Annotated in this window: 19 protein-coding genes and 2 pseudogenes; 20 read left to right on the top strand and 1 reads right to left on the bottom strand. The window is 39.3% G+C overall.

Annotated features, from left to right (window positions below):
* Nucleotides 1-23: 23 nt before the first annotated feature.
* The 6 genes from glgB to O3611_RS03470 all read left to right on the top strand — a co-directional run bounded on the left by glgB (nucleotide 24) and on the right by O3611_RS03470 (nucleotide 7,628).
* Nucleotides 24-1,952, top strand: a complete 1,929-nt coding sequence (glgB, locus tag O3611_RS03495) for a 1,4-alpha-glucan branching protein GlgB (protein WP_371607846.1) — start codon at nucleotides 24-26, stop codon at nucleotides 1,950-1,952.
* Nucleotides 1,942-3,084 (top strand): glucose-1-phosphate adenylyltransferase, encoded by a 1,143-nt coding sequence (locus O3611_RS03490; protein ID WP_371607845.1) that lies wholly within the window; start codon nucleotides 1,942-1,944, stop codon nucleotides 3,082-3,084. The genes glgB and O3611_RS03490 overlap by 11 nt, the downstream gene beginning before the upstream one ends.
* Entirely contained in the window at nucleotides 3,074-4,213 is a 1,140-nt protein-coding gene (gene glgD, locus O3611_RS03485) for a glucose-1-phosphate adenylyltransferase subunit GlgD (protein WP_371607844.1), read from the top strand. Before O3611_RS03490 ends, glgD begins: the two co-directional genes overlap by 11 nt.
* Nucleotides 4,210-5,643, top strand: coding sequence for a glycogen synthase GlgA (gene glgA / locus O3611_RS03480; RefSeq protein ID WP_371607843.1), 1,434 nt, complete (start codon nucleotides 4,210-4,212; stop codon nucleotides 5,641-5,643). The genes glgD and glgA overlap by 4 nt, the downstream gene beginning before the upstream one ends.
* Before the next feature lie 211 nt (nucleotides 5,644-5,854).
* A complete protein-coding gene (gene serB, locus O3611_RS03475; RefSeq protein WP_371607842.1) occupies nucleotides 5,855-6,496 on the top strand; it encodes a phosphoserine phosphatase SerB in 642 nt (213 codons plus the stop codon).
* Nucleotides 6,497-6,512: 16 nt separating this feature from the next.
* The gene (locus O3611_RS03470; protein ID WP_371607841.1) at nucleotides 6,513-7,628 is read left to right on the top strand and encodes a glycerate kinase; all 1,116 of its coding nucleotides are present in this window, start codon (nucleotides 6,513-6,515) and stop codon (nucleotides 7,626-7,628) included.
* Here the strand turns inward: O3611_RS03470 and O3611_RS03465 are convergent.
* The gene (locus tag O3611_RS03465; RefSeq protein ID WP_060955799.1) at nucleotides 7,625-8,068 is read right to left on the bottom strand and encodes a DUF1694 domain-containing protein; all 444 of its coding nucleotides are present in this window, start codon (nucleotides 8,066-8,068) and stop codon (nucleotides 7,625-7,627) included. The genes O3611_RS03470 and O3611_RS03465 overlap by 4 nt on opposite strands.
* A 163-nt stretch (nucleotides 8,069-8,231) precedes the next feature.
* Here O3611_RS03465 and eno point away from each other — a divergent pair, with 163 nt between their 5' ends.
* The 14 genes and pseudogenes from eno (at nucleotide 8,232) to O3611_RS03395 (ending at nucleotide 21,850) form a co-directional block, all read left to right on the top strand.
* Complete coding sequence (gene eno / locus O3611_RS03460) at nucleotides 8,232-9,536, top strand: surface-displayed alpha-enolase (RefSeq protein WP_371607840.1); 1,305 nt, start codon at nucleotides 8,232-8,234, stop codon at nucleotides 9,534-9,536.
* Nucleotides 9,537-9,766: 230 nt separating this feature from the next.
* Nucleotides 9,767-11,107 (top strand): exodeoxyribonuclease VII large subunit, encoded by a 1,341-nt coding sequence (gene xseA / locus O3611_RS03455; RefSeq protein WP_371607839.1) that lies wholly within the window; start codon nucleotides 9,767-9,769, stop codon nucleotides 11,105-11,107.
* Nucleotides 11,085-11,297, top strand: coding sequence for an exodeoxyribonuclease VII small subunit (locus O3611_RS03450; RefSeq protein ID WP_075230269.1), 213 nt, complete (start codon nucleotides 11,085-11,087; stop codon nucleotides 11,295-11,297). Before xseA ends, O3611_RS03450 begins: the two co-directional genes overlap by 23 nt.
* On the top strand, nucleotides 11,294-12,169 hold the full coding sequence (locus tag O3611_RS03445) for a polyprenyl synthetase family protein (RefSeq protein WP_075231592.1): 876 nt from the start codon (nucleotides 11,294-11,296) through the stop codon (nucleotides 12,167-12,169). Before O3611_RS03450 ends, O3611_RS03445 begins: the two co-directional genes overlap by 4 nt.
* The gene (locus tag O3611_RS03440) at nucleotides 12,162-12,977 is read left to right on the top strand and encodes a TlyA family RNA methyltransferase (protein WP_075231591.1); all 816 of its coding nucleotides are present in this window, start codon (nucleotides 12,162-12,164) and stop codon (nucleotides 12,975-12,977) included. Before O3611_RS03445 ends, O3611_RS03440 begins: the two co-directional genes overlap by 8 nt.
* Nucleotides 12,970-13,401, top strand: coding sequence for an arginine repressor (locus O3611_RS03435; protein WP_075231590.1), 432 nt, complete (start codon nucleotides 12,970-12,972; stop codon nucleotides 13,399-13,401). Before O3611_RS03440 ends, O3611_RS03435 begins: the two co-directional genes overlap by 8 nt.
* Before the next feature lie 6 nt (nucleotides 13,402-13,407).
* Nucleotides 13,408-15,075, top strand: a complete 1,668-nt coding sequence (gene recN / locus O3611_RS03430; RefSeq protein ID WP_371607838.1) for a DNA repair protein RecN — start codon at nucleotides 13,408-13,410, stop codon at nucleotides 15,073-15,075.
* On the top strand, nucleotides 15,076-15,804 hold the full coding sequence (locus tag O3611_RS03425; RefSeq protein WP_371607837.1) for a metallophosphoesterase family protein: 729 nt from the start codon (nucleotides 15,076-15,078) through the stop codon (nucleotides 15,802-15,804). It begins immediately after the preceding gene.
* Between the two features lie 78 nt (nucleotides 15,805-15,882).
* A complete protein-coding gene (gene lepA, locus O3611_RS03420; RefSeq protein WP_371607836.1) occupies nucleotides 15,883-17,706 on the top strand; it encodes a translation elongation factor 4 in 1,824 nt (607 codons plus the stop codon).
* A 299-nt stretch (nucleotides 17,707-18,005) separates the two neighbouring features.
* A pseudogene (locus O3611_RS03415) lies at nucleotides 18,006-18,227 on the top strand (transposase); the annotation flags it as partial.
* A gap of 632 nt (nucleotides 18,228-18,859) precedes the next feature.
* Nucleotides 18,860-19,252, top strand: a pseudogene (locus tag O3611_RS03410) (hypothetical protein); the annotation flags it as partial.
* A gap of 256 nt (nucleotides 19,253-19,508) precedes the next feature.
* Nucleotides 19,509-19,985: a PTS sugar transporter subunit IIA gene (locus O3611_RS03405; protein WP_371607835.1), complete on the top strand. Its 477-nt coding sequence runs from the start codon at nucleotides 19,509-19,511 to the stop codon at nucleotides 19,983-19,985.
* 39 nt (nucleotides 19,986-20,024) lie between these two features.
* Nucleotides 20,025-20,330, top strand: a complete 306-nt coding sequence (locus O3611_RS03400) for a PTS sugar transporter subunit IIB (protein WP_000590576.1) — start codon at nucleotides 20,025-20,027, stop codon at nucleotides 20,328-20,330.
* 44 nt (nucleotides 20,331-20,374) lie between these two features.
* Entirely contained in the window at nucleotides 20,375-21,850 is a 1,476-nt protein-coding gene (locus tag O3611_RS03395) for a PTS transporter subunit IIC (protein ID WP_371607834.1), read from the top strand.
* Nucleotides 21,851-21,948 lie beyond the last annotated feature (98 nt).

Here is a 21,948-nt window from a genome sequence, read left to right as displayed (position 1 = left end):
GCTTACAATAAAAGGGGGATTCAATGGATAAATTTGAGGCTTTAATAACTTTTACTAGTGGCGAAAATTTTCATCTTCAGCACTATTTGGGAGCGCATTGTGAAGAAAGAGACGGTGAGTATGGTTATACATTCCGTGTCTGGGCGCCAAATGCGCAGGCTGTCCATCTAGTTGGTGATTTTACTAACTGGGTTGAAAATCAAATCCCCATGGTTCGTAATGAATCTGGAGTTTGGGAAGTTTTTACAACTTTAGCTCAAGAGGGGCATATTTATAAATATCATATTACTCGTGCTAATGGTCATCAGCTTATGAAGATTGATCCCTTGGCAGTACGCTATGAAGCTCGTCCGGGAACAGGAGCTGTTTTAACAGAAATACCTGAGAAAAAATGGAAAGATGGTCTCTGGTTAGCTCGTAGAAAACGTTGGAGATTTTTCGAAAGACCGGTCAATATCTATGAGGCGCATGCAGGATCTTGGAAGAGAAATCCTGATGGGACACCTTATAGTTTTGCTCAACTCAAAGAAGAGCTCATCCCCTATCTTGTTGAGATGAACTATACTCATATCGAGTTTATGCCTTTGATGGCTCACCCACTTGGTTTGAGTTGGGGTTATCAGCTCATGGGCTACTTCGCTTTAGAGCATGCCTATGGTCGTCCTGAAGAGTTTCAAGACTTTGTTGAGGAATGTCATATCAACAATATCGGAGTAATTGTGGACTGGGTACCTGGACACTTTACAATCAATGACGACGCTTTGGCATACTACGACGGCACCCCGACTTTTGAATACCAGGATCATAATAAGGCTAACAACTACGGTTGGGGAGCACTCAACTTTGACCTTGGTAAAAATGAAGTCCAATCTTTCTTGATTTCTAGCATTAAGTTCTGGATTGATTTCTATCACCTAGATGGGATTCGTGTAGATGCAGTAAGTAATATTCTCTATCTAGATTATGATAATGCTCCGTGGACCCCAAATAAAGACGGTGGCAATCTCAACTATGAAGGCTATTATTTCCTACAACGTTTGAACGATGTTATTAAGCTAGCTCATCCGGATGTTATGATGATTGCAGAGGAGTCTTCTTCAGGTACCAAGATTACTGGCATGAAGGAAATGGGTGGACTTGGATTTGATTACAAGTGGAACATGGGTTGGATGAATGACATCCTACGTTTCTACGAAGAAGATCCAATTTACCGTAAGTATGACTTTAATCTAGTGACCTTCAGCTTTATGTATGTATTCAAAGAAAATTATCTTCTACCATTCTCACATGATGAGGTTGTACATGGTAAGAAGAGTATGATGCATAAGATGTGGGGTGATCGTTACAATCAGTTCGCTGGTTTGAGAAACCTCTACACCTATCAAATTTGTCACCCTGGTAAAAAATTACTCTTTATGGGTAGTGAATTTGGTCAATTCTTAGAGTGGAAGTCCGAAGAACAATTGGAGTGGTCTAACCTTGAAGATCCGATGAATTCCAAGATGAAATACTTCACATCTCAGTTGAATCAACTTTATAAGGACCACCGTTGTCTTTGGGAAATTGATACAAGCTATGATGGAATTGAAATTATCGATGCAGATAATAGAGATCAGAGTGTTCTTTCCTTTATTCGTAAAGGAAAGAAAGGCGAGATGCTAGTCTGTGTCTTTAATATGGCACCAGTCGAACGTCCTGATTTCACAATTGGACTGCCAGTTGCAGGTGTGTATGAAGAAATTTGGAATACAGAGTTGGAACAATGGGGAGGTGTTTGGAAAGAACACAATCAAACCGTTCAAACTCAAGAAGGATTATGGAAGGATTATGAGCAGACTTTGACCTTTACTTTGCCAGCTTTGGGGGCAAGTATCTGGAAAATCAAACGTCGCTTGAAACCCGCTAAAAAAAAATCAAATAAATCTCAAAAAGGAGTAGAAAATGAAGAATGAAATGCTAGCTTTAATCCTTGCCGGTGGGCAAGGAACTCGTCTCGGTAAACTCACTCAAAGCATTGCAAAACCTGCTGTGCAATTTGGTGGGCGCTATCGTATCATTGACTTTGCTCTTTCTAACTGTGCCAACTCTGGTATCAACAATGTTGGGGTTATCACACAGTATCAACCTCTTGCTCTTAACAATCACATCGGAAACGGTTCTAGTTGGGGTCTAGATGGTATTGACACCGGAGTTTCTATCCTTCAACCCTACTCTGCAAGCGAGGGGAACCGTTGGTTTGAAGGTACAAGTCATGCTATTTACCAAAACATCGACTATATCGACAGCATCAATCCTGAGTATGTTTTGATTCTTTCGGGTGACCATATCTACAAGATGGACTACGATGATATGCTCCAATCACACAAGGACAATAATGCCAGCTTGACAGTTGCTGTCTTGGATGTACCATTAAAAGAAGCTAGCCGTTTTGGTATCATGAATACAGATGCTAATAATCGTATTGTCGAATTTGAAGAAAAACCAGCTCAACCAAAATCAACTAAGGCCTCAATGGGAATTTATATCTTTGATTGGAAACGACTTCGCAATATGCTAGTTACAGCTGAAAAGGCTAATATTGATATGTCAGATTTTGGTAAAAACGTTATTCCAAACTATCTTGAAACTGGTGAAAGTGTCTATGCTCATGAATTCAATGGATACTGGAAGGACGTTGGTACTATCGAATCACTCTGGGAAGCAAATATGGAATACATCTCTCCAGAAAATGCTCTAGATAGCCGTAACCGTCAATGGAAAATTTATTCTCGTAACTTAATCGCTCCACCAAACTTCCTTGGAGAATATGCTCAGGTAGAAGACTCTCTTGTAGTGGACGGCTGTTACGTAAATGGTACAGTGAAACACTCTATTCTTTCTACAACTGCTCAAGTTCGTAAGGGAGCAGAAGTTGTTGATTCTGTCATCATGAGTGGAGCAGTTATCGGTAGAGGTGCTAAAATTACACGTGCAATCATCGGTGAAGGTGCCATTATTGCCGATGGTGTTGAAATTGATGGTACAGAAGAAGTGCAAGTAGTCGGATATAACGAAGTAGTGGGGGTAGCAACAGATGAAGATTGATAAATATTCAGCGATTTTAGGAAATACCGTTGGTTTCCATGATATGTCAACCTTGACAAGTAACCGTCCAGTGGCAAGTTTGCCATTTGGAGGAAAGTATCGTTTGATTGACTTCCCACTTTCAAGTTTAGCAAATGCTGGGGTTCGTAGTATCTTCGGAATCTTCCAACAAGATAACATCAGCTCTGTATTTGACCATATTCGTTCAGGACGTGAGTGGGGCTTGAATACGTTGCTTAGCCACTACTATCTTGGAATCTACAATACTCGTGTAGAAAGCAGCACTGTTGGTAAAGAGTACTATCAACAACTTTTGACTTACCTAAAACGTTCAGGTTCAGACCAAACCGTTTCCTTGAACTGTGATGTTTTAGTGAATATCGATCTCAATCAAGTTTTCCATTTGCATAATACAACAAAATCACCGATTACAGTAGTTTATAAGAAATTACCTAAGAAGGACATTTCAGAAGTAAATGCTATCCTTGATATTGATGAAACTGACCATGTAGTTTCCCATAAACTTTTTGATAAAAAATCAGACCAAGATTTCTACAATATGTCGACAGATATCTTTGTCGTAGACACTCAATGGTTGATTAAGCGTTTGGAAGAAGAAGCTCAAAAAGAGCATCCAGAAAAATTACGTTATGTTCTTCGTGATTTGGCAGCAAAAGAAGGTGCCTTTGCCTATGAATATACAGGTTACCTAGCAAATATTCATTCAGTAGAAACCTACTACCAAGCTAATTTAGATATGCTGAATCAGCAAAAATTCTACTCTTTGTTCTCACCAAATCAAAAAATTCATACTAAAGTTAAAAACGAAGAACCTACCTACTATGCATCAGGTTCAAAAGTGAACACATCTCAATTTGCTTCTGGTAGTATCATTGAAGGTGAAGTGGATAAATCTATTATTTCGCGTAATGTTCGTATCAATAAAGACAGCTTGGTTAAAGAGTCTCTTATTTTCCCTCGCGTTGTCATTGGAAAAGGTGCACAAGTCGAGTATGCAATCGTTGATAAGGGTGCTGAAATAGCTGAGGGAGTTGTTATTCGAGGTACAGCAGAAAATCCTGTTATCATCAAAAAAGGCGAAAAAGTAACAGAGGATGTCCTGTCATGAAAATTTTATTTGTAGCAGCAGAAGGCGCCCCCTTTTCAAAAACAGGTGGATTGGGAGACGTTATCGGAGCACTTCCTAAATCATTAGTAAAAGCTGGGCATGAAGTTGCTGTTATCCTGCCATACTATGACATGGTTGAGGCCAAGTTTGGTGATCAGATTGAGGACGTCCTTCAATTCGAAGTTTATGTTGGCTGGCGCAGACAATTTTGTGGAATTAAGAAAACTGTTTTAAACGGTGTGACCTTCTACTTTATTGACAATCAATATTATTTCTTCCGCGGACATGTGTATGGAGATTTTGATGATGGTGAACGCTTTGCCTTCTTCCAACTCGCTGCCCTTGAGGCTATGGAACGTATTGGATTTATCCCTGATGTCCTCCACGCTCATGACTACCATACAGCAATGATTCCGTTCTTGTTAAAAGAAAAATACAGATGGATTCAAGCCTACCAAGGAATCAAGACTGTTTTGACCATTCATAACTTGGAATTTCAAGGTCAATTCTCTGAAAGCATGCTTTGGGACTTGTTCAGGGTTGGATTTGAGCGCTACGCTGATGGAACAGTTCGTTGGAATGATTGCCTAAACTGGATGAAGGCAGGTATTCTCTATGCAGATCGTGTATCAACCGTGTCACCGAGCTATGCTTATGAGATCATGACTACAGAGTTTGGTTGCGGTATTGATCAGATTCTTCGTATGGAATCAGGTAAGGTTTCAGGTATTGTTAATGGTATTGATACAGATTTGTACAACCCAGAGACGGATGCTTTACTTGACTATCATTTTAATAAAAATGATCTGTCAGGAAAGGCTCAAAATAAAGCAAAACTTCAAGAAAAAGTTGGTCTTCCTGTTTGTCCTGATGTGCCATTGATTGGTATTGTATCTCGCTTGACTCGTCAAAAAGGATTTGATGTGGTGGTTGAAAGCCTGCATCGTATGCTTCAAGAGGATATTCAAATCGTTCTCTTGGGAACTGGAGATCCAGGATTTGAACAAGCCTTCTCTTGGTTTAGTCAAGTATTCCCAGAAAAACTTTCTGCCAATATTACTTTCGATGTGAAATTAGCTCAAGAGATTTATGCAGCATGTGATATTTTCCTCATGCCAAGTCGCTTTGAACCGTGTGGCCTTTCACAAATGATGGCCATGAGATATGGTACGCTTCCTTTGGTAAATGAGGTTGGTGGTCTTAGAGATACTGTTCAAGCCTTTAATCCAATTGATGGAACAGGTACAGGCTTTAGCTTTAATAACCTAACTCCATATTGGCTCAACTGGGCCTTGCAAACAGCTCTGGATGTTTATCACAACCATCCTGATGTTTGGAAAAATATGCAAGTTCAAGCTATGGAATGTGATTTCTCTTGGGATACAGCCTGCAAGTCATATCTTGATTTGTACCATAGCTTAGCAAACTAAATAGTTAAAAGGCGGTGGGACAGAAATCGATAGACAGAGTCTCGATTTCGTAGTCCCAGCCCCGCGAGGATGATTAGAAGCTTTTTGGAGTCTAAAAGACGAACAAAAAGTTCAATCAGCTACCGCGTCAAAGTTTGATTGCTAATAAAAAGTGAGGTCGGGATCTTTTGTCTCAACCTCTTTTTTGAAATGAAAAAAGTAAGGAAGTTATATGTGTAAAACTAGAGGGCTCTGTGTACTGGATGTGGACGGTACTCTAATCGAAGAGGAATTCATTGATTTGTTAGGGAAAGAAGCAGAGTGTGAAAATGAAGTAGCTCTACTGACTGCCCAAGCTATGAGGGGAGAACTAGATTTTGAAGAAAGCCTGAGAAAACGTGTTTCTTTATTACAAGGCCTATCTGTCGATAAATTTGAACATCTTTATACACAGGTTCATTTTAGCAAGAATGCTAAGCAATTTATCAAAGTTCTTCAAGAAAATCAGATAGAAGTCGGTCTGGTTTCAGGTGGTTTTATGCCTATTGTCGAAAGATTGGCAACTGAACTTGGTATTAGGCTAATTGCTGCAAATCGTCTTGAAGTAAAAGATGGATTTTTGACAGGAAAACTTGAAGGAGAGATCATTACTAGGGAAGTAAAGGAAGAGACACTGGTAAGATGGGGCAAAGAATTAGACCTTCCTATTGAGAGGACCGTAGCTATCGGAGATGGGGCTAATGATTTAGCAATGTTGAAGAGAGCTGGCATTGGAGTTGCCTTCTGTGCCAAAGCAATCGTGAAAGAGAAAATTCCCCTTCAAATTGAAGAAAGAGATTTCTCAAGAGTATTGAAGCTGATAGATTTATTTTGATTAGAAAGGAGAGTGTATGAAAATTGTTATCGCACCTGACTCTTTTAAGGAGAGTCTCTCTGCAAGTGAAGTAGCTAAAGCTATCAAACGAGGCCTTCAAAAGGCTCTACCTGAATCGGAATGTTTGCTCTTACCTGTTGGCGATGGTGGAGAGGGGACTGTCAATGCTATTAAGAATACACTAGGTCTTATAGAAAACACCGCTTTGGTGACAGGCCCCTATGGAGATGAGGTGCAAATGCCTTATGTTTATAAAGAAAATCTTGCTTTATTTGAAGTTGCGGATTTGATAGGTCTTGCTAAAATCCCTTTTGAAAAACGTAATCCTCTAGAGATTCAAACAAAGGGAATTGGTCAACTAATCCTGCATTTAATAGAGCAAGGGATGAAAGAAATCTATATCGGAGTTGGTGGGACATCCAGTAACGATGGTGGGATTGGTATTGCTTCAGGACTTGGTTACCAGTTCTATGACAAAAATGGGGATGAACTTCTAGCTACTGGTCAATCCTTGTTTGAAATTACTGATATCTCAGAGGAGAAAGCTATATCTATTCCTTCTGATGTGCGAATTAAAATCTTAGCAGATGTGACAAATTCACTCTGTGGACCACACGGTGCCACTTACACATTTGGGAAACAAAAAGGATTAGATCCAACTCAATTTCATGAAGTTGATTCTGCTATTGAAAACTTCTATCGTAAAGTTGCCCCTGAAATCTTAAAGCTGGAAGGGGCTGGAGCAGGCGGCGGTATTGCAGCTGGCTTATGTGCTTTTGCTGGAGCAACAATTGTGTCTGGTATTCAAACTTGTTTAGATCTAATCGGTTTTGATCAGAAGGTTGCGGATGCAGATCTTGTCATCGTTGGTGAAGGTAGGTTAGACGCTCAAAGTCTTGCTGGCAAGGCTCCAATCGGGGTAGCAAAAAGAACACCAGATGGTGTTCCAGTTATTGCTATTTGTGGGAGTTTGTCAGAGGCTTTACCATCCTTACCATTTGAAAATCTCGTTGCAGCCTTTTCTATCTTAGAAAAAAGTGAACCACTAGAAGAGAGTCTGAAAAATGCCGCTATCTATTTAGAATATACAGCTACAAACATTGGTCAAATCTTAGCTTTGAAGAAGAATTAACCAAACCATTTTTTCCAAAAAGAAGTAGGAGCTTTGGTCTCTTTCTCTTGCCACAAGTCTGGAAAGGCCTTTTTAAGATCTTTTTCATTTATTTGAACAGGGGCATCACTATGAATAATCAAACCAAAAGGGGATGAATTGTGATCTTCTGAAACGATAGTCGCTTGGCAGTCAGCATCTTTGGCTTGTTTTAAATAATAGACCTGTTTTTCAAATACTACTTGAGGAGAAATCTTGACAAACAGTGGTTCAGTTTCTTTTTTTAGACTCACTAAAATAGATACATAACCCTTTTGAAATTTATCATCATTAGCTGTTTCAAGGTCTGCATAGCCGAGGACCCTTTCCTCGAAAGTTCCGAGAAAACGTCTCTGTTCATCTGGATTTAGTTTAAGCCCGCCATGAGCCTTTTCTAGGATTTGTTTTGATACATCAGTCATAAAAATAGTATATCATAAAATAAAGGAGAAAACAGACAAAAGAAAGCGATTACTTTATAAACTTAAGGAAAATTTGCACAAAGATAATGTTTTTTCTTGAAAAAGGTCTCTTTTTAAGGTATCATAGAGGTGTAAAAAATTTAACTCAAAAGGAGAGTAAAAAATGTCAATTATTACTGATGTTTACGCTCGCGAAGTCCTAGACTCACGCGGTAACCCAACACTTGAAGTAGAAGTTTATACTGAATCAGGTGCTTTCGGACGTGGTATGGTTCCATCAGGAGCTTCTACTGGTGAACACGAAGCAGTTGAACTTCGTGATGGTGATAAATCTCGTTACGGTGGTCTTGGTACACAAAAAGCTGTTGACAACGTAAACAACATCATCGCTGAAGCAATCATCGGCTACGATGTACGTGACCAACAAGCTATCGACCGTGCTATGATCGCACTTGACGGTACTCCTAACAAAGGTAAATTGGGAGCTAACGCAATCCTTGGTGTGTCTATCGCTGTAGCTCGTGCTGCTGCTGACTACCTTGAAATCCCACTTTACAGCTACCTTGGCGGATTCAACACTAAAGTTCTTCCAACTCCTATGATGAACATCGTAAACGGTGGTTCTCACTCAGACGCTCCAATCGCTTTCCAAGAATTCATGATCGTACCTGCTGGTGCACCATCATTCAAAGAAGCTCTTCGTTGGGGTGCTGAAATCTTCCACACTCTTAAGAAAATCCTTAAAGGTCGTGGTCTTGAAACAGCCGTTGGTGACGAAGGTGGATTTGCTCCTCGTTTCGACGGAACTGAAGATGGTGTAGAAACTATCATCGCTGCTATCGAAGCTGCTGGTTATGTTCCAGGTAAAGACGTATTTATCGGATTTGACTGTGCATCATCAGAATTCTACGATAAAGAACGCAAAGTTTACGATTACACTAAATTCGAAGGTGAAGGCGCTGCTGTTCGTACTGCTGAAGAACAAATCGCTTACCTTGAAGGATTGGTTGACAAATACCCTATCATACTTATCGAAGATGGTATGGATGAAAACGACTGGGAAGGTTGGAAAGCTCTTACTGAACGTCTTGGTGGTAAAGTTCAATTGATTGGTGACGACCTCTTCGTAACAAACACTGATTACCTTGAAAGAGGTATCGCTGAAGGCGCTGCTAACTCAATCCTTATCAAAGTTAACCAAATCGGTACTCTTACTGAGACATTCGACGCTATCGAAATGGCTAAAGAAGCTGGTTACACTGCAGTTGTATCACACCGTTCAGGTGAAACTGAAGATTCAACAATCGCTGACATCGCAGTTGCAACTAACGCAGGACAAATCAAGACTGGTTCACTTTCACGTACAGACCGTATCGCTAAATACAACCAATTGCTTCGTATCGAAGACCAACTTGGTGAAGTAGCTGAATACCGTGGATTGAAATCATTCTACAACCTTAAAAAATAAAATAGTTCAGTGAACTATTTTATCCCGAACCTTGAAACTCAAAAGTTCGGCTCTTGATTAAACAAGATTTAAGCCCCTCGGATTTTATCCGAAGGGCTTTTGTATATTATAAGACAAGGTCAAAGAAATCCAGTCTTGTTTTCGTATTCTAGAGGTGAAAAAAGAGATTTTTAAACGTTTTTTTGGTATAATAATACCTAGGAAAAACTAGAGAAAAGAAGGAGGTAGAGATGGAAAAGTATTTATCAGTTACAACTTTGACCAAGTATTTAAAAATGAAATTCGATAAAGACCCCTATTTGGAACGGGTCTATTTAACTGGTCAAGTCTCTAACTTCCGCAAGCGTCCAACCCATCAGTATTTTTCTCTTAAAGATGACCGAGCGGTTATTCAGGCAACCATTTGGTCAGGTATTTATCAGAAACTAGGTTTTGATTTGGAAGAAGGGATGAAGATCAATGTGGTTGGTCGTGTTCAAGTCTATGAGCCAAGTGGAAGTTATTCGATCATCATTGAAAAAGCTGAACCAGATGGTGTCGGTGCCTTAGCTATCCAATTTGAACAACTTAAGAAGAAACTGGCAGAAGAAGGTTTGTTTCAAGAGCGATTTAAACAATCTTTACCACAATTTTCAAAAAAAATAGGTGTGGTGACCAGTCGAAGTGGTGCTGTGATTCAAGATATCATTACTACAGTCAGTAGACGCTTCCCTGGTGTGGAAATTGTCTTATATCCTACAAAAGTTCAAGGTGAGGGTGCTGCAGAGAAAATTGCTCGTAATATAATTCGAGCCAATGAACGCGATGACTTAGATGTTCTGATTATCGGCCGTGGGGGAGGTTCTATTGAAGATCTTTGGGCCTTTAACGAAGAGATTGTAGTTCGCTCTATCTTTGAATCACGGTTACCCATCATTTCAAGTGTGGGTCACGAAACAGATGTCACTTTGGCTGATTTTGTTGCTGATAAGAGAGCGGCAACGCCGACAGCTGCTGCTGAACTCGCTACACCAGTAACTAAGTTAGATCTTTTGACCTATCTTCAGAATCAAGAAAAACGCATGACTACAGCGGTTAAGCATACCTTGTCAAAGAAACAAGAAGCTTTGAGAATCCTCAGTCAATCGGTCATCTTCAGACAACCAGAGCGTTTATATGACGGTTATCTACAACGCTTGGATCAGTTACAGCTGCGACTGAAGCAAGGATTGAATGCTGAATTGGTTCGTAATCAACAAAAGGTGCAAGAACAAGTCCACCGTTTGGAACAATTATCACCAATTATTAAAATCCAGCGTTATCAGGATCGTATTTTCCAACTGCAAAAACTAATGCGTAGCCAGATGGCTGTGACCTATGATGCAAAAGTAGCAGAAGTAAAACGTCTATCAGAAGCTCTCCTTATGCTAGATACTAGTCGAATTGTAGCCAGAGGTTATGCAATTGTCAAAAAAGGAGAAGTTGTAGTGGCTTCTGCGAAAGATTTGAAAGAAAATGACCAAGTATCACTGTTGATGCGGGACGGTCAAGTAGAATTAGAGGTAAGAGATGTCAAAACAAAAGAAATTTGAGGAAAATCTAGCAGAGCTTGAGACTATTGTTCAAAGCTTAGAAAATGGTGAAATTGCTTTGGAAGATGCTATTTCTGCTTTTCAAAAAGGAATGCTCTTATCCAAAGAATTGCAGGCAACACTTGATAAGGCTGAAAAGACCTTGGTTAAAGTCATGCAAGAAGATGGAACAGAAAGTGAACTTCTATGAACAAGCAGGAAAAATTAGCTTTGGTCGAGTCAGCTCTTGAAGACTTTTATGGAGACCAACAATTTGCATCAAATTTAAGAGATGCCGTTCTTTATTCCATACATGCAGGTGGTAAACGGATTCGTCCTTATTTACTTTTAGAAGTTTTGGAGTCCCTTCAACTTTCCATTACACATGGGCATGCACAAGTTGCAGCGGCGCTTGAAATGATTCATACAGGAAGCTTGATTCATGATGATCTTCCAGCAATGGATGATGATGATTACCGTCGAGGTCGTTTAACCAATCATAAGAAATTTGGTGAAGCCCTAGCTATTTTAGCAGGCGATGCCCTCTTTTTGGATCCCTATGCTTTAATTGCTCAAGCTGATTTGCCGAGTCAAACAAAGGTTGATTTAATAGCTAATTTATCACTTGCTTCTGGTAGTATGGGAATGGTAGCTGGTCAAGTATTGGATATGGAAGGTGAAGGTCAGCAGTTGAGCCTAGAAGCCCTTCAAACAATCCATGCTAATAAAACGGGTAAGCTCTTAGCATTCCCTTTTCAAGCAGCTGGAATCATTGCTGAATTAGATAAAAATCTTCAAAATCAACTTAAAACTGTTGGAGAACTGATTGGACTTGCTTTTCAAGTGAGAGATGATGTCCTTGATGTAACAGCAAGTTTTGAGGAAATCGGTAAGACACCCCAGAAAGATTTGCAAGCCGAAAAGTCAACCTACCCTGCTTTGTTGGGATTAGATCAGGCGATAGCGTTTTGCAATCAAACTTTGGATCAAGCTAATGCGAAACTTGAAGAGATTAGCCGAGTTGTGAGCTTTGATAAGGAACCAATTGTGAAAATAGTAGAAAGTTTGAGAATCAATGGCTAAGGAAAGAGTAGATGTATTAGCTTACAAACAAGGTTTATTTGAAACGAGAGAACAAGCCAAACGAGGTGTTATGGCTGGTTTGGTAGTCGCTGTTATAAATGGCGAACGATTTGATAAACCAGGAGAAAAAATTCCTGATGATACAGAGTTGAAACTCAAGGGCGAGAAACTTAAGTATGTTAGTCGTGGTGGCTTGAAACTTGAGAAGGCGCTAGATATTTTTGATCTATCAGTTGAGGGACAAACGACCATTGATATCGGAGCTTCAACTGGAGGTTTTACGGACGTCATGTTGCAAAATGGTGCTAAACAAGTTTTTGCAGTTGATGTTGGTACTAACCAACTGGCATGGAAATTACGCCAAGACCCTCGTGTTGTCAGTATGGAGCAGTTTAATTTCCGTTATGCTGAAAAGAGCGACTTTAATCAGGAACCAAGTTTCGCAAGTATCGATGTCAGTTTTATTTCCTTAGGCCTTATTTTGCCAGCCTTACACCGTGTTTTAGCCGATCAAGGTCAGGTTGTGGCTCTAGTTAAGCCTCAATTTGAGGCTGGTCGAGAACAGATTGGTAAAAATGGAATTATCAGAGATGCCAAGGTTCACCAAAATGTTTTAGAATCAGTTACTAAAATGGCAGTTGATGAAGGATTTTCAGTCTTAGGATTGGACTATTCTCCTATTCAAGGTGGTCATGGGAATATCGAGTTTTTAGCCTATTTGCGAAAAGAAGATCACGCAATCAATCAGGTTACTTCTGAAATAGAAAAAATAGTGGAGAAAGCACATAGAGAATTTAAAGATGAATAAAAAAGAGCGACTTGAGAAGATTAGAAGATTTGTTACAGATTATCAAATCGGCACACAGGAAGAAATCGTTGAACACTTGAGAGAAGCTGGTATCTCTGCTACTCAAGCAACAGTCTCCCGAGATATTAAAGAATTAGGTATTGTAAAAATTCCATTGAAAGACAATACTTACATTTATGAATTACCAAAATCAATCGTTAGAAGCTTGCAATTGGCAGAAAACAATATTATTCATGCTGAACGCATGGGGAATATGATCAATTTGCAAGTCATTCCAGGAAATACTGTTTTTGTTAAGAGTCAGTTGATGGCTGTTTTTTCTGACCAAATTTTTAGCTGTATTGCTGATGATAATTCCATCTTGATGGTATTGAGAAGTGAAGAAACAGCCAAGGATATTTTTGAGCAAGTTAAAAATTGGTAGGATTATATGTTACTGGAAATTTCGATTAAAAATTTTGCTATCATCGAATCAATTTCTCTGAATTTTGAACAAGGGATGACAGTTTTAACTGGTGAAACAGGTGCGGGTAAATCAATCATTATTGATGCTATGAATATGATGTTAGGAGCTCGAGCTACAACAGAGGTTATTCGTCATGGGGCTCCCAAAGCAGAAATTGAAGGTCTTTTTTCAATTGAAAGTAATCGCGCGCTAGAAGAAATTTTTGATGAACAAGGATTAGAATTGAGTGATGAAATCATTATTCGTCGTGAAATTTTACAAAACGGCCGAAGCATCAGTCGTGTCAATGGACAGATGGTTAATCTCTCAGTATTAAGGACAATTGGTCAACAGCTAGTTGATATCCATGGTCAACATGACCAAGAAGAATTAATGCGTCCTCATCGACACATCCAGATGTTGGATGAGTTTGGGGATGCTTCTTTCTTTGAATTAAAAGAAGCCTATCAGATGAGCTTTGATAACTATCGCCGTATGCGTAAGCAAGTGCTTGACATCAAAAAAAATCAGCAGGAACACAAGGCTCGAATTGAAATGTTGGAATTTCAGATGGCTGAGATTGAAGCAGCTAATTTGAAAGCTGGTGAAGATGTTACTCTCAATCAAGAAAGAGACAAACTACTGAACCATAAACATATTGCCGATACTTTAACAAATGCTTATAGTATGCTTGATAATGAAGAATTTTCAAGCCTTGCAAATGTTCGTTCGGCTATGAATGATATGGAAAGTCTTGAAGAGTTTGATCCAGAGTATCGTGAGATTTCAAGCTCCCTTTCTGAATCCTATTATGTTCTAGAAGATATCACCAAGCGATTGGAATCCATTATTGATGATTTAGATTTTGATGGTAATCGTTTGATGCAGGTTGAAAGCAGACTAGATTTAATTCACACCATTACCCGTAAGTATGGTGGTAGTGTAGATGATGTCCTTGAATACTTTGCCAAGATTACAGACGAATACAATCTTCTAACAGGAAATAATCTATCTTCTGAAGATATGGAAATCGAACTCAAGAAACTTGAAAAAAATCTTGTGGACCTAGCAGGTCAAGTTGCTCAGGCTCGCCATAAAATAGCGCAGGACTTAGAAGCTGAAATCAAGCAAGAATTGCAAGACCTCTACATGGAGAAAGCACAATTTCAAGTTCGTTTTAGTCAAGGAAAATTCAGTCGTGAAGGTAATGAGAGTGTTGAATTTTATATTTCAACCAATCCTGGAGAAGATTTTAAACCTTTAGTAAAAGTAGCTTCTGGTGGGGAATTATCTCGTCTCATGCTAGCTATTAAGTCTGCCTTTTCACGTAAAGAAGGCAAGACTAGCATTGTCTTTGATGAGGTGGATACGGGAGTTTCAGGTCGTGTAGCTCAGGCTATTGCGCAGAAGATTCACAAAATTGGACAAAATGGACAAGTGTTGGCCATATCTCACCTTCCTCAAGTTATTGCTATCGCAGATTATCAGTTCTTTATTGAAAAGATTAGCAATGAACATTCAACAGTATCAACTGTTCGCTTGTTAACAGTTGAAGAAAGGATTGAAGAAGTCGCTAAGATGTTGGCTGGGGAGAATGTGACAGAAGCAGCATTGACTCAAGCGAGAGAATTATTACAAAGTAAGGAGAAATAAATGACAGACTATTATGTAATTGGTGATGTCCACGGAAAAGCTGGAATGTTAGAAGACTTACTTAAAACATGGGATGGTAAGACTCAATTACTCTTTCTTGGAGATTTGATTGATAGAGGAGAAGATAGTTGCCGAGTTCTAGAAATGGTCAAAGATTTAGTAGATAACCAAGGAGCTATCTGCTTATCAGGGAACCACGAGTATATGTTTTTAACTTGGTTGGATAATCCTGAAGAAAGCTATGACCACTATCGTCGTAATGGTGGGGATACAACCATTAATTCCATTTTAGGCCGTCCACTAGATGCACCAGTAGATGGAGTAGTAGATGCGAAGCGTGTTGAGACAGAAGCAGCAGACTTAGTGGAGTTTATCCGTCAGATGCCTTTTGTCATTGAAACAGATAAGTATATTTTTGTTCATGCCGGTATTGATTTGACTTTGGATGATTGGCACGATACTACCGATTATAAGAAGGTATGGCTCAGAAAACCATTCCACGAAGCAGCCAATCATACTGGAAAAACAATTGTCTTTGGTCATACACCAGTCTATGGTTTGTTGGATCAAAAACCTGGCACATCTGAACTCTGGATAACAGAAGATGGTAAGATTGGAATGGATGGAGGAGCAGTCTATGGTGGTGTCCTTCATGGAATCGTCTTTACAGACCAAGGTATGACAGAACATTACTTCATTGAAAATGACGGCTTTGTTGCTGAAGATTAGTACTCCTAACAGGGTATGGTCTTGTCAAAATGTTAAAAACAATTTATAATTAATAGATACCCTGAAAGGAAGAGAATGATGAACTTAGAAGAATTGAAAAAACGACAGGAGAAGATTCGTAACTTCTCTATTATCGCCCATATTGACCATGGAAAGTCAACCCTAGCAGACCGTATTTTGGAAAAGACAGAGACAGTTTCCAGTCGCGAAATGCAGGCCCAACTTTTGGATAGTATGGATTTAGAGCGTGAGCGTGGAATTACGATCAAGCTTAATGCTATCGAGCTTAATTATACGGCTAAAGATGGTGAGACTTATATCTTCCACTTGATTGACACACCTGGACACGTGGACTTTACCTATGAGGTTTCACGTTCGCTTGCTGCCTGTGAGGGAGCGATTTTGGTAGTAGATGCTGCTCAAGGGATTGAGGCTCAAACCCTTGCCAATGTGTATCTAGCCTTGGACAATGATTTGGAAATCATGCCAGTCATTAACAAAATTGACCTGCCAGCAGCAGACCCTGAGCGCGTGCGTATAGAGATTGAGGATGTCATTGGTTTGGATGCCAGTGAAGCAGTATTGGCTTCAGCCAAGGCTGGTATTGGTATCGAAGAAATTCTCGAGCAAATCGTGGAAAAAGTGCCAGCACCAACGGGTGATGTGACGGCGCCACTTAAGGCCTTGATTTTCGACTCAGTTTACGATGCTTACCGTGGGGTTATCCTCCAAGTGCGTGTCATGGACGGAGTGGTCAAACCTGGTGATAAGATTCAGCTCATGAGCAATGGTAAGACCTTTGATGTGACCGAAGTCGGTATTTTTACACCAAAAGCAGTTGGTCGTGATTTCCTTGCGACTGGTGACGTTGGTTATATTGCGGCTTCTATCAAGACGGTTCAAGACACTCGTGTAGGTGATACCGTTACCTTGGCAACCAATCCTGCGGCAGAGCCATTACATGGCTACAAGCAGATGAATCCTATGGTCTTTGCGGGTCTCTATCCAATTGAGTCAAACAAGTACAATGACCTGCGTGAAGCTCTTGAAAAATTGCAACTGAATGATGCCAGCTTGCAGTTTGAACCAGAAACATCCCAGGCTCTTGGATTTGGTTTCCGTTGTGGTTTCCTTGGACTTCTTCATATGGATGTTATTCAGGAACGTTTGGAACGTGAGTTTAACATCGACCTTATTATGACTGCGCCATCTGTTATCTACAAGGTTAATCAGACTGATGGTGAGTCTATGGATGTGTCAAACCCGTCTGAATTCCCAGACCCAACCAAAATTGCTACCATTGAAGAACCTTATGTTAAAGCTCAAATCATGGTACCGCAGGAGTTTGTCGGAGCAGTAATGGAATTAGCTCAACGCAAACGTGGGGATTTTGTAACTATGGACTATATTGATGATAACCGAGTCAATGTTATCTATCAAATTCCACTTGCTGAAATCGTCTTTGACTTCTTTGATAAGCTCAAATCTTCAACACGTGGTTATGCAAGTTTTGACTACGAGTTGTCAGAGTATCGTCCATCTAAGCTGGTGAAAATGGATATCCTTCTTAATGGTGATAAGGTGGATGCTCTTAGCTTTATTGTTCACAAAGACTTTGCTTATGAACGTGGGAAACTCATTGTTGATAAGCTCAAGAAAATCATCCCTCGTCAACAATTTGAAGTGCCGATTCAAGCAGCTATTGGGCACAAGATTGTGGCTCGTACTGATATCAAGGCTCTTCGTAAGAACGTACTTGCTAAGTGTTACGGTGGTGACGTTTCTCGTAAACGCAAACTCCTTGAAAAACAAAAAGCTGGTAAGAAACGCATGAAAGCCATCGGTTCTGTAGAAGTACCACAAGAAGCCTTCCTCAGCGTATTGAGTATGGATGAAGAATAGTTGAGATCTCAAGAAAAAATAAGATAAATATAAAATAATGATTTTTTAAGAGACTGGGTAAAAAGTCAATTTTCTCCGAAAATGGAAAAAATATAACGCATAGTATCAAGGTTTTCAACACCTGATATTATGCGTTTTTCTGATTTTAAAGATTTTTTGCCCAGCCTCTTTTCTTAATGTTTGACAAACGCGCCAACCTCAAGTATAGCAGATTGAACTTAGAATAGTATACTACAGATTCTAAAACATTTTTAGAAATTGATTTGACTTTCCTAATCTCTTTGTTCATATCTTATTTCAATCAACTATACAAGTTTGGGAATCGACATTTCTGGGCGGAAGGTTATTATGTGAGTACAGTAGGGCTTAATGAAGCCACAATTAAGAAATATATTCAAGAGTGAATAAATTATCCAGTGGATGATTTCTAAACGAGTATGAAAATTTGAAAATAAGTAAAGCATGATCTATCACTAGATAAATTGAGTGTAAAAGAATATGAGGATCCCTTTAGGGGATAGTAGCAAGTAATACTCACGCCTTTTTAAGAGGCAAGTGACGAGTCAAGAGCAATGAGGATTGAACAAGGTGAAAGCCAGCGTCTTTAGGCGCTGGCTGGTAATTTGGGATTATAGCGTTCTGGTGCAAACCAGCCGTTAGATGGATGGTTATGTTTTTTTGATTTTTTTCAACTTTTATTATACAATAAAACCAAATAAAAAGAAAGCGGTAACAATATGCTTAATGTGAAAATTTTTTATATATTTTTATTTTTGATCGTTGTCGAAACTACAGGCTTGTTGTTGTTGAAAAACGGTCTTGAAAGAGGTTATTTAGATACAGGATCTATCATCCTTGCAGTTTTTTCATTTGCTTTCTACAACCTATGTTCATTCGGTTGGGTCTACTTTACAATAAAAAACAATAAAAAATAAATAGACGTATTTTTAGTCAGAACTTCTCAAAAAACGCATTTTCTTGCACCTGCTCCGTAAATGTGTTATACGGATTCTGCGAAAAAGTGATAGTTTTCTAAGCCATGAGCAATGGAAAAGCACCAGCAGTGCGAATACTGAGGCTTTTTTTCGTGGTTGCAAATCACGTCCGGCCCAGTGGCACTTAATCATCGCCTTTCTTATCTAGCCAGACATAAGAAACTCAAATAGTAGGCTCAGATGATTATGGCTATGTGAAAATTCCTAAATCATGGGTTCATTTCAAAGAAATCGAAGGTGGAGATGGCATTCAGTACTGTGATGGGACGGATGTCAATATTGTAACTCTCAATACCTTTAAACCTTAGCAGTTTGGTATTAGTGAAAGTGAGTACGCTGCGCTTGAAACTGTTCAAATTTTAACTAGCATTTATGAATCTAAACAGAAAAGTCAAGACTTCTCCAAGGTATGGGAGGCAAAATCAACTATCGGAGGCTATGAGGCCTACGTAGTAAACTGTATTGCTAAGAATGGTAAATATTTAATTATCTGGATTTTTAAATCCGATGATGGCAAGTTTAGATATGTTTCTCTCGAAGGTGTTCCATAGGTATTAAAAAATCTCCTTCCAATGGTGGAAGAAAGTTGGACCAATAAAAAGAGTTAATATCGTGAAAACAGGAGTCATTCCTGTTTTTTTATTATACTTATTAGGAAATTATAAAAAATATGTTTGAAATTATTAAATGTTTAATTCGTAAACAAAAAAAATAAAAATCAAACAAAATGCAACAAAAAAATATTGACAACGGTTTCATATAGTGTTATACTTATACCATAAAAGTTAAATATGAAGGGAGAAGGTCATGGGATTAGATCATTTCTTTGACAAAGACCTAGTCTTTTGCTTAGAAGCAGATAATCAAGAGCAACTTTTCGATCAAGTTGCAACCATATTAGAAGAAAAGAAAGTTGTTACAGAGACCTATCGATCGGCCTTGATTGAACGTGAAAAATCGTTCCCAACTGGTTTGGATATGGAGTTTTTAGGGAAGGATTTGCCTAACGTAGCTATTCCCCATACTGATACAATTCATAATCTAACTGAAAATGTTGTCGTGGTTCGTCTGGAAAAACCAGTAACGTTCCACAATATGATTGCACCTGATAAGGAAGTAGAAGTCTCATTACTCTTCTTTATCATCAACAATTCAAGTTCAAGTCAAACAAATATTCTTGCACAGTTGATGGACTTCTTTACAGGCAATGGTCATCTTGAAGCGCTGTCTAAGATTAAGGAACCTGAAGCTTTGTTCCAATACATCTCAGAAGCGACTGCTTAATTTGTTAATAATTTTTATATAAAAACGGAGGAAATCCAAATGATTAAAATTCTTGCTGCTTGTGGTGCAGGTGTTAACTCAAGCCACCAAATTAAAAGTGCTCTTGAAGAAGAACTTTCTAACCGTGGGTACGATGTTCAATGTGATGCTGTTATGGTAAAAGATGTCAATGAAGACTTGATTAAAGGTTATGATATCTTCACACCAATCGCTGCTACTGATTTAGGTTTTGAACCAGGTATCCCAGTTGTTGAAGCAGGACCAATCTTGTTCCGTATTCCAGCTATGAGCGCTCCAGTCTATGACAATATTGAAGCAGCTATCAAAGAACATGGTCTAAGCTAATTATTAATTTGTAAATATTCCATAAAAATAAAGGGAGGAAAATTATGGATTTCATTATCGAACTAGCCAATAAGCTGTTCAAGCCTATCTTGGAAATGGGTGGACCGATCATCATGCTGATCATTTTGACACTATTGGCTCTACTTTTTGGAGTGAAATTCTCCAAGGCGCTTGAAGGTGGTATCAAACTTGCCATCGCTCTTACTGGTATCGGTGCTATCATCGGAATGCTTAACGGAGCTTTCTCAGCTTCTCTTGCAAAATTCGTTGAAAATACTGGTATTCAATTGAACATCACCGACGTTGGTTGGGCACCACTTGCTACAATCACTTGGGGTTCAGCTTGGACACTTTACTTCTTGCTTGTGATGTTGATCGTCAACATTGTCATGCTTGCAATGAAGAAAACTAATACACTTGACGTCGATATCTTTGATATCTGGCACTTGTCTATCACAGGTCTTTTGATTAAATGGTACGCTGACAACAATGGAGTTAGCCAAGGAGTTTCACTCTTCATCGCGACTGCAGCAGTTGTCCTTGTTGGGGTTCTTAAAATCATCAACTCTGACTTGATGAAACCAACATTTGATGACCTTCTTAACGCACCAAGTTCATCACCAATGACTTCAACTCACATGAACTACATGATGAACCCAGTTATCATGGTTTTGGATAAGATTTTTGATAAACTCTTCCCAGGTCTTGATAAATACGACTTTGACGCTGCTAAATTGAACAAGAGAATCGGTTTCTGGGGATCTAAATTCTTCATCGGTTTCATCCTTGGTATCGTTATCGGTTTGATGGGAACTCCACATCCAGTTCCTGGTGTTGAAGGTGCTGATAAATGGGAACTTGTTATTAAAGGTTGGTTGTCACTTGGTTTGACTGCCGGTGTCTGCTTGGAGCTCTTCTCATTGATCGGTTCATGGTTTATCGCAGCCGTAGAACCACTTTCACAAGGTATTACAAACGTTGCTACTAAACGTCTTCAAGGACGTAAATTCAACATCGGTCTTGACTGGCCATTTATCGCTGGTCGTGCTGAAATCTGGGCTTGTGCCAACGTACTTGCCCCAATCATGTTGGTTGAAGCAGTGCTTCTTTCAAATGTCGGAAATGGTATCTTGCCACTAGCTGGTATCATCGCAATGGGTGTAACTCCAGCTCTCTTGGTAGTTACTCGTGGTAAATTGCTCCGTATGATTATCTTCGGAACCCTCTTGTTGCCACTCTTCCTTCTTTCAGGTACACTTATCGCACCATTCGCTACTGAACTTGCTAAAGGTGTAGGTGCCTTCCCAGAAGGTGTAAGCCAAACTCAATTGATTACTCACTCAACTCTTGAAGGACCAATCGAAAAACTATTTGGTTGGGCAATTGGTAACGCTACAACTGGTGATATCAAAGCAATCCTTGGCGCATTAGTATTCCTAGTATTCTACGTTGGTATCTTTGCATGGTACAGAAAACAAATGATCAAACGTAATGAAGAATACGCAGCAAACGCAAAATAATTCGCTCCTAAAAATGTAAATTGTAAAAACTAGGTTGTCAGTTTCCAAATCTGGAGTCGACAGCCTAGTTTTTTAGGCCTTAAATAAATGGAGGTAAT

Origin of the sequence: Streptococcus sp. 27098_8_91 (assembly GCF_041432385.1) — a bacterium.
Classification (GTDB): Bacteria; Bacillota; Bacilli; order Lactobacillales; family Streptococcaceae; genus Streptococcus.
Note: the sequence above shows the minus strand (reverse complement) of the source record. Positions and strands in the feature narration are given on the sequence as shown.